The following is an 8,374-nucleotide window of genomic DNA, read 5'->3' as shown; positions in this document are numbered from 1 at the left end:
ATGTAGACAGCGACCTGTTACACGAGGATCTGTCACTTCTGAAAAATAATTAGAGGTATTCATTTTGCAATGATAAACTTTTTAGAGGAATTTTGGTGCGGTCGCCCTGCTTTTCTTACCCTGTTTCTGTGGCTGATGACGGTAACTTTTCCTGTCATTGCGCAGCAGAAAGCAGACACGACCTACACTTTCCGGTTCGTTCCGCAGAAGGACATGTTCTACGTGCCTTGGAATGGCAATGACACGGAACTTGCCCGCCTGTTGGAATGTATCGAAAACAACAAAACCACAATTCTTGACGGCAAACTGCCGCTACTGGTTGACGGATACTGCAATTCGCAGGGCAGTGAAGCCGAGAAAGCTGCTCAACAAAATAAACATACCGACATGCCATTGGAAACCAAAACCCCAACCGACTATCATTTTTCCCTGCGTGCCAACCTGCTACGCTGGGCTACCCTGACACCAGATCTTGGCGTGGAATGGCGCATCTGCCGTCGTGGGGCATTGCCGTAAACGGCTCGTGGACTTCATGGACGTGGAGCGACAAGGACCGCCGCTATGCACTCTGGGAAGTGGCTCCGGAAGTGCGTTACTATATGGGTGAGAAGAAAGCCTGGTATCTGGGCGCGCTGTTCAAGGCCGGACAGTTCAACTACAAGCTCTCCGAAACAGGCAAACAGGGCGACCTGATGGGTGGCGGCATCACCGCCGGCCACCAGCTGCGGCTGAACAAGGCACTGGCTCTTGATTTCAACCTCGGTCTGGGCTACCTGAATGCCGACTATGAGAAATATGAGGTCATCGACGGCGTGCGTGTACGCCACGGCAACGAGACAAAAGATTGGTGGGGCCCATCAATGCCGGTGTGACATTGGTATGGAAGTTATTCTAACACGGAGGAATAGAATATGAAAGCAAAACAATATATAAATATGATGGGAATGGCAGCCGCCGTGCTGCTCTCTTCCTGCGTGAAGGACACGCTTTATGACACGCCGCACCCCGACTACGGGAAGATTGCGGTAACAGCCGACTGGTCGGCCCGCGGTGAGGGTATCGACATACCTGCCACATGGACGGTCACCATGGGCGACTATACGGGTACGGAGACTTCCGCCACCCATGCCCCCGACCATCTGTTTGCTCCGGGCAGCTACACCCTTGCGGTGTGGAACCCGGCTGAAGGAATCACGGTGAACGGCACCACAGCCACCATTGCCGCAGCCACGGGAACCCGGGCAGGCACGGATGCCTTTGTGAACAATGCCCCGGGATGGTTCTTCACCTATACGGAACAGGTGACCATCGAGAAAGACAAGAACTATCCGCTGACCGCTACAATGAAGCAGCAGGTGCGCGAGCTGACGCTTGTCGTCGAACCGACGGGTGATGCCGCTGGACGCATCACGGAGATTGTTGCCCATCTGACGGGTGCAGCCCGAACACTCAATTTCGCTACTGATACCTACGGAGCCGCTTCGAACGTCGTGCTGCCCTTCACCAAGATAACCGAAGGTGACGATGCTGGCAAGTGGAAAGCCACGGTGCGGCTACTGGGTGTGACAGGCACGGAACAACTGCTGACGGGTGAAATCCGCTATGCGGACGGCAACCCGACCCCCACGATGCTGAAAAGCGACCTCACGGAAGCCCTCAAGGAGTTCAATACCAGAAAGGGCGCATCGCTGACCCTCGGCGGAACGCTGGTTGAGACTCCCGAAGGCATGGAAGTGGACGGAGCCGAAATCAACGGCTGGGAAGAAGTGAAAGGTGATGATGTAAATGCCGATTTGTAACTAATATAATGACAGATATAATGAAGACAAGATTTTTTGCACTTGCGACGCTCGTCCTCGCACTGGCAGCCTGCAACAACGACAACGAGAACCTGAACGGTGACCCAGTGGCCGCCCAGTTTACCGCCGACATCGCCCTCGCCACCCGCGCCAGCGGAACCACCTGGGATAACGGCGACCGTATCGGCATCACCGACATCGGCAACGACACCCAGTACGGCAACGTGCCTTTCATCCTGAAAAATGGGAAATTTGAGGCAGAAAAAAAGGTCATCTATATCGAAGATACAAAGACCCATACTTTCCGCGCCTACTATCCGTACAACGCGGCGGGAGGTATCCTCGCAGCCACGACCGATGCCACGGCGCAGCAGAACCAGTCTGCCATTGACTTCCTCTTTGCCACAGGAGCCACGGGAGACAAAAAAAGCCCGGTAGTGAGCTTCACCGACAAAACCGGCAAAGGCGGTGAAGACAACTCCTTCCACCACCGCATGAGCCGGATAACCCTTACCTTCGAGGCGGGCGACGGCGTGGATTTCAGCGTGGTCAAGCCTGAACGTTACACGCTGGACGGATTGTTACTCACCGGTACGTTCAACACGGCCGACGGTATTGCCACCGCAGACAACGGGGCACAGACCGGAGAACTGGCCATGAATTTGGCAGACGACGTTCTCACGTCATCGATCATCCTCTTCCCGCAGACAGTTGCATCCCTGCCGTTGGTTGTGAATTACAAAAGTCAGGAATATCATGCCACACTCACCGTGCCCGAAGGCGCACTGCAGGCGGGCAACAACTATACCTATACCGTCAAGGTACGCAACAAAGTCCTTGAAGTCAGCGAAGCCACCATTGCAAAGTGGAACGATATAGACGGCGGAGAAGTGGGCGCTGACCTGTAGGATGTTAATAATTAATCGATTAGAATAAAGAATTATGAGACATAGATTATTTATCCCCGCAGCCACCGCACTGCTGTTCGCCCCCGCCGCCTGCACACAGGACGAACTTGCTGGCGATAACCGTCTGCCCGAAGGTGAATACCCTGTATTCATCCGTGCCACCGGACTGTCCGTAGAAGCAACGCCGCTGGCAGCCTCTTCCACCCGTGCCGCTGTGGACGGCGACTGGCAGGGCGTCACTTCCGTGGCACTCAAGATGGGCGATGCGGTAAAGGAATACACCGTAACGGCTTCTACCGATTTCAAGAGTGCCACGCTTTCACGCGAGAACGACCCGTACTACTGGACCAGCCGCGACCCAATTACCGTATCGGCATGGTGGCCCTTCAACAATGCCAACATCACACAGATGCCTGCCGTGAAGGTGGCCGAAGACCAAAGCAAATTGGCTGACTTCCAGAACAGCGACTTCATCTCTGCTGAGAACCGGAAGGTGGAATTTAACACCCCGACTCTTGAATTTACCCACCGCACGGCACGCGTGACAATCGAACTGAAGCCCGGCACGGGATTCACGAGCGTCGCCGGTGCCACGGTGAGCCTCGTGAGCCTGTCCGCCGATAACGGCAACCCGACTGCCATCAAGACCTACAACGCAAGCGGCAACACCTACGAGGCACTGACCGCCCCGCAGACCGTTGCGGCAGGCAAGCCATTCGTCAAGGTGGAACTCGGCAGCGGCACCTTCTACTTCCGTCCGCAGAACAACGTCGTATTAGAAGCGGGCAGCCGCTATAAATATACCGTCAAGGTGAACGCCACCGGCCTGACGTTAGAGGGTTGCACCATCGGCAGCTGGGCTGACGGCGGCGGCGAGAGCGGCACAGCCGAGGATTTGGGCTACATCTACGACAGCAACACCAAGACCTACACGGTCTATAACGCCGACGGCCTGCTGGCATGGAACGAAGCCTCACAAAAAGATGAATCGATAAATTGCACCCTCGCCGCTGACATCGACCTGACGGGTAAGGAATGGACACGGTCAGGCATATTTACATTCTACTCCGGCGTCTTTAATGGGCAGGGACACCGCATTACAGGATTTAACTCTTCAGCAATGAATAATACTGGATTTTTGGGTTCACTCTTAAGTGAACGTGGAGTGATAAAGAACCTACAACTCATAGATGTGAATCTGTATGGCAGTAGTGGAAATACTGCTGGAATAGTGGGCCGAAATCATGGCCAAATCATTGCCTGCTCTGTGACGGGAAAAATTTCTGCATCATATGGTGGAACTTGTGGTATAGCCGAATCAAATTATGGCGATATCATCGCTTGCTGGTTCGACGGCACATTGAAAGAGTCTAACAATGGAGCTATAGTGCGTTATAACTACGCTGATATAACTTCCTGTTATTGGGGAGGCAATGCCGGGCAAGGAGTATTCCGTATTGAAGGAGGAACGGTAGATGCCACGAAGGTGGACGGCGCGACCGTGAAATGGCAGACAGCCGTCGACGGCATGAACACCGCCCTCACCGCTGGCGACTACCAGTGGATACTCGGCACCGACGGTCTGCCCGTATTACAAAAGAGACAATAACGAACCCTAAACGACACGCATCATGAAACGAGCAACCATCCATACATCCGCAGCCATCGCCCTGCTGCTCGGCCTTGCCGCCTGCACGCAGGACGAACTTGCCGACGATAACCGTCTGCCCGAAGGAGAATACCCCGTAGTCATCCGTGCCACCGGACTGTCCGTAGAGGCAACGCCGCAGGCAGCCCCATCAACCCGTGCCACCGTGGACGGCGACTGGCAGGGCGTCACTTCCGTGGCACTCAAGACGGGCGATGCGGTAAAGGAATACACCGTAACGGCTTCTACCGATTTCAAGAGTGCCACACTCTCACGCGAGAACGACCCGCACTACTGGACCAGCCGCGACCCGATTACCGTATCGGCATGGTGGCCCTTCGATAATGCCGACATCACACAGATGCCTGCCGTGAAGGTGGCCGAAGACCAGAGCAAATTGGCTGACTTTCAGAACAGCGACTTCATCTCTGCCGAAAACCAGACGGTGAAATTTGACGACCCGACACTTGAATTTACCCACCGCACGGCACGCGTGGCAATCGATCTGAAGCCCGGCACGGGATTCACGAGCGTCGCCGGTGCCACGGTGAGCCTCGTAAGCCTGTCTGCCGATAACGGCAACCCGACCGCCATCAAGACCTACAACGCAAGCGGCAACACCTACGAGGCACTGACCGCTCCGCAGACCGTTGTGGCAGGCAAGCCGTTCATCAGGGTGGAACTCGGCAGCGGCACTTTCTACTTCCGGCCGCAGAACAACGTCGTGTTGGCAGCAGGCAGTCGCTATAAATATACCGTTAAGGTGAACGCCACTGGCCTGACATTAGATGGCTGCACTATCGGTGACTGGGCTGACGGTGGCAGCGAGAGCGGTGAGGCTGAGGATTTGGGTTATTCTATACAGAACGACGGCAGTTACACGGTCTATAACGCCGACGGCTTGCTGGCATGGAACAAAGCCGTACAAAAAGATGAATCAATAAATTGCACCCTCACCGCCGACATCGACCTGACGGGTAGGGAATGGACACGGATAGGCACATGGCCAGGTTACTCCGGCATCTTTAATGGGCAGGGACACCGCATTACGGGATTAAACTTTTCAGCAGCGACTACTGAACTTTTTGGGTTATTAAATGAACGTGGAGTGATAAAGAACTTACAACTCATAGATGTGAATCTGTATGGCAATAGTGGATCAGCAGCTGGAATAGTGGAGCAAAATAATGGCCAAATCATTGCCTGCTCTGTGACGGGAAAAATTTCTGCATATGGTAGAACTTGTGGTATAGCCGATTTAAATTATGGCAGAATCACCGCTTGCTGGTTCGACGGCACATTGAAAGAGTATGAATCCGGAGCTATAGTGCGTTATAACTACAAAATTATAACTTCCTGTTATTGGGGAGGCAATGTCGGGCAAGGAGTATTCCGTGATCATGGAGAAAAGGTAGATGCCACGAAGGTGGACGGCGCGACAGTGAAATGGCAGACAGCCGTCGACGGCATGAACACCGCCCTCACCGCTGGCGACTACCAGTGGGTACTCGGCACCGACGGTCTGCCCGTATTGCAAAAGAAACAATAACGAACCCTAAACAACACGCATCATGAAACGAACAATCATCCATACATCTGCAGCCATAGCCCTGCTGCTCGGCATTGCCGCCTGCACGCAGGACGAAGCGGGCTCCTGCAGGAAGGGGCGGAAGGCACACCCATCGTCTTTACCGCCACGGGGCTGAACCCCGCTGCGACAGCCATCGCCAATACCCGTTCCACCGTGGACGGCGACTGGGAGGGTGTGCAGAGCGTGGCAGTCCTGATGGACGGCACGGTGAAGGCATACGACGTGACGCTCACCACCGCCGACCCCGCCAGCGCCACGCTGACCTCCACCGACCCGCACTACTGGACCAACCGCAAAGACATCACCGTCACAGCGTGGTGGCCCTACACCGCTGGCGAGACAACCCCTTCTGCTGTGAAGGTAAAAGCCAACCAAAGTGCCCGGAAAGACTTCGAGGGCAGCGACCTCATCGTAGCCGACGGACAGACGGTGACCTATGGTAGCCCCACGCTCCGCTTCACCCACCGCACGGCGCGGGTAACCATCGTTCTGACGGACTACACCGAGGGGCTGGCATCTGTGCGGCTGACGGGTCTCTCCACCGAAGGCGGCAACCCGGCCGAAATCACCCCGTATGACAAGGGTAGCAACACCTACACCGCCCTCGTAGCCCCACAAAGTGTGGTAGCTGGCACGGCCTTCATTACCTGCACCTTCACTAACGGCAAGACCTTCGTCTATAAGATGAAGAATGCTACCGACTGGCAGGCGGGCGGTGAATATACCTACACAGTCTCCCTCACTGCGGCAAAAGACCCGGGATATACCATAGAGGGCAACGGCAGCTACACCGTGACATCCGCCGATGGCCTGATGCATGTAGCCGATTTAGTGAACGGAGGTAAGACCGACATTAACATTACCCTCGACAAAAACATTGACTTGACGGGCAAAGGCTGGACGCCGATAGGCACAAGCTTCGATAACTCATACAAAGGCACTTTCGACGGCGGCGGCCATACCATCACGGGGCTGGCCGTTACGACAAATGACCAATTTGTGGGTCTGTTCGGCTATCTCAATAGAGCTGGTACGGTGAAGAACGTGGTGATGGAAGGCATACAGATAACAAGCAATCACGGGTCGAGCCAGGCCGGTGGCGTGGTAGGATTTAGCCGGGGCACTATTGAAAACTGCTCGGTGTCGGGCAGCGTCAGCGGCACGGTGTACGTCGGCGGTGTGGTGGGGGCTCAATGGGGCGGTTCCATCACCGGATGCAGTTCCTCGGCCACAGTGAAGGGAACGGTCGATGTCGGCGGCGTGGCAGGTCAGACGAATTCGAATGCCACCATGACCGCTTGCTATGCCACGGGCAACGTGACCTTAGAAATAGCCCCCATAAATAATATCGATGTCGGCGGTGCGGTGGGATTCAACGGAGGAAGCCGCATCCTTGCCTGCTATGCCACGGGCAACGTAACCAGTACAGGTAGTAGCACCGTCAATGTGTATATCGGCGGCTTTTGTGGATATAACTCCACCACCGTGACCGCCTGCTACTGGAAGAATAATAAGGAACAAGGCATCGGCTACAATAAGGTAGGCACCGACACCGAAGTCACGAAGGTAGACGGCACTGACGTTACCTGGCAGAAAGCCGTCGATGCCATGAACACCGCCTTGCAGAACGCAGGCTCAGAGTGGCGTTACGAACTTAACGGAGCATTGCCTACCTTGAGGAAGCAGTAAGCTGTTGCGGGCGGAAAAGTTCCGCCCGCAACAAACATTAACTGAAGTATAATCCCAATAAAGAAAGGAGGACGTGATGAAACACACGGTGTAATACTGGTGTCATTGCAGATATAAATTTTAGCCCTTCCTATTCTTATGCGCAGTCAGAAACAGGTCGGTGGTCTATTGGTCTTAATTATAGAGGCCTTGAAATTTATACCATTCATTGCCAATCCGGATGTGGTGCTATAGATATAAATAAATTGGTATCATCCGCAAATCACCCATTTATTATTGGTGGGGACATGAATGTGACTCCAAGCGAATTATCAGAATATTTAAGAATAATGACCACAGGTACCAGGAGTAGGCCGGGAAATAGTGCTAATTTTGCTTGTTGTGGTATGCCAACACATATTTCAGGTCGAGAATTAGATTATTTCCTTATCGATAGCAGATTACAGCTAAGAACATGTGTACGAAGATATCATATGAAGGGTGGGGATCACTATCCTGTGATATTGGAGATTTAGTTAACCAATTATATTTTTCATCAACAGAATGATAAACATTTACTTCAGGTAAACACCGATTACCACAACTCAAACTAAGTAATAATACTGAATCTGGTTTTAAACTGGTTTTAAAGAAGTATAGATAAGTTCATTATTAAATTTTCCATCTACCAATAAATCGCTTTCAGAACAACTTATACTAAAATAAGTGTTACAATTCCTAATACTTTTCTCATACTCAT

Annotated in this window: 4 protein-coding genes and 2 pseudogenes; all 6 read left to right on the top strand. The window is 53.3% G+C overall.

From position 1 onward, the window contains the following. The first annotated feature begins 135 nt into the window (after nt 1-135). The 6 genes and pseudogenes from DXA15_RS23810 to DXA15_RS23785 all read left to right on the top strand — a co-directional run bounded on the left by DXA15_RS23810 (nt 136) and on the right by DXA15_RS23785 (nt 7,635). Nucleotides 136-895, top strand: a pseudogene (locus tag DXA15_RS23810) (DUF3575 domain-containing protein). Nucleotides 896-911: 16 nt separating this feature from the next. Then, on the top strand, nt 912-1,799 hold the full coding sequence (locus DXA15_RS23805) for a FimB/Mfa2 family fimbrial subunit (protein WP_077153019.1): 888 nt from the start codon (nt 912-914) through the stop codon (nt 1,797-1,799). A 20-nt stretch (nt 1,800-1,819) separates the two neighbouring features. Beyond that, a complete protein-coding gene (locus DXA15_RS23800) occupies nt 1,820-2,707 on the top strand; it encodes a fimbrillin family protein (protein WP_128135689.1) in 888 nt (295 codons plus the stop codon). 34 nt (nt 2,708-2,741) lie between these two features. Then, nucleotides 2,742-4,316 (top strand): fimbrillin family protein, encoded by a 1,575-nt coding sequence (locus tag DXA15_RS23795; RefSeq protein WP_128135688.1) that lies wholly within the window; start codon nt 2,742-2,744, stop codon nt 4,314-4,316. Between the two features lie 22 nt (nt 4,317-4,338). Next, on the top strand, nt 4,339-5,904 hold the full coding sequence (locus DXA15_RS23790; protein WP_075965650.1) for a fimbrillin family protein: 1,566 nt from the start codon (nt 4,339-4,341) through the stop codon (nt 5,902-5,904). A 22-nt stretch (nt 5,905-5,926) separates the two neighbouring features. Next, a pseudogene (locus tag DXA15_RS23785) lies at nt 5,927-7,635 on the top strand (fimbrillin family protein). Nucleotides 7,636-8,374 lie beyond the last annotated feature (739 nt).

It is taken from the genome of Parabacteroides sp. AM58-2XD, assembly GCF_003463685.1.
Lineage (GTDB): Bacteria > Bacteroidota > Bacteroidia > Bacteroidales > Tannerellaceae > Parabacteroides > Parabacteroides segnis.
Note: the sequence above shows the minus strand (reverse complement) of the source record. Positions and strands in the feature narration are given on the sequence as shown.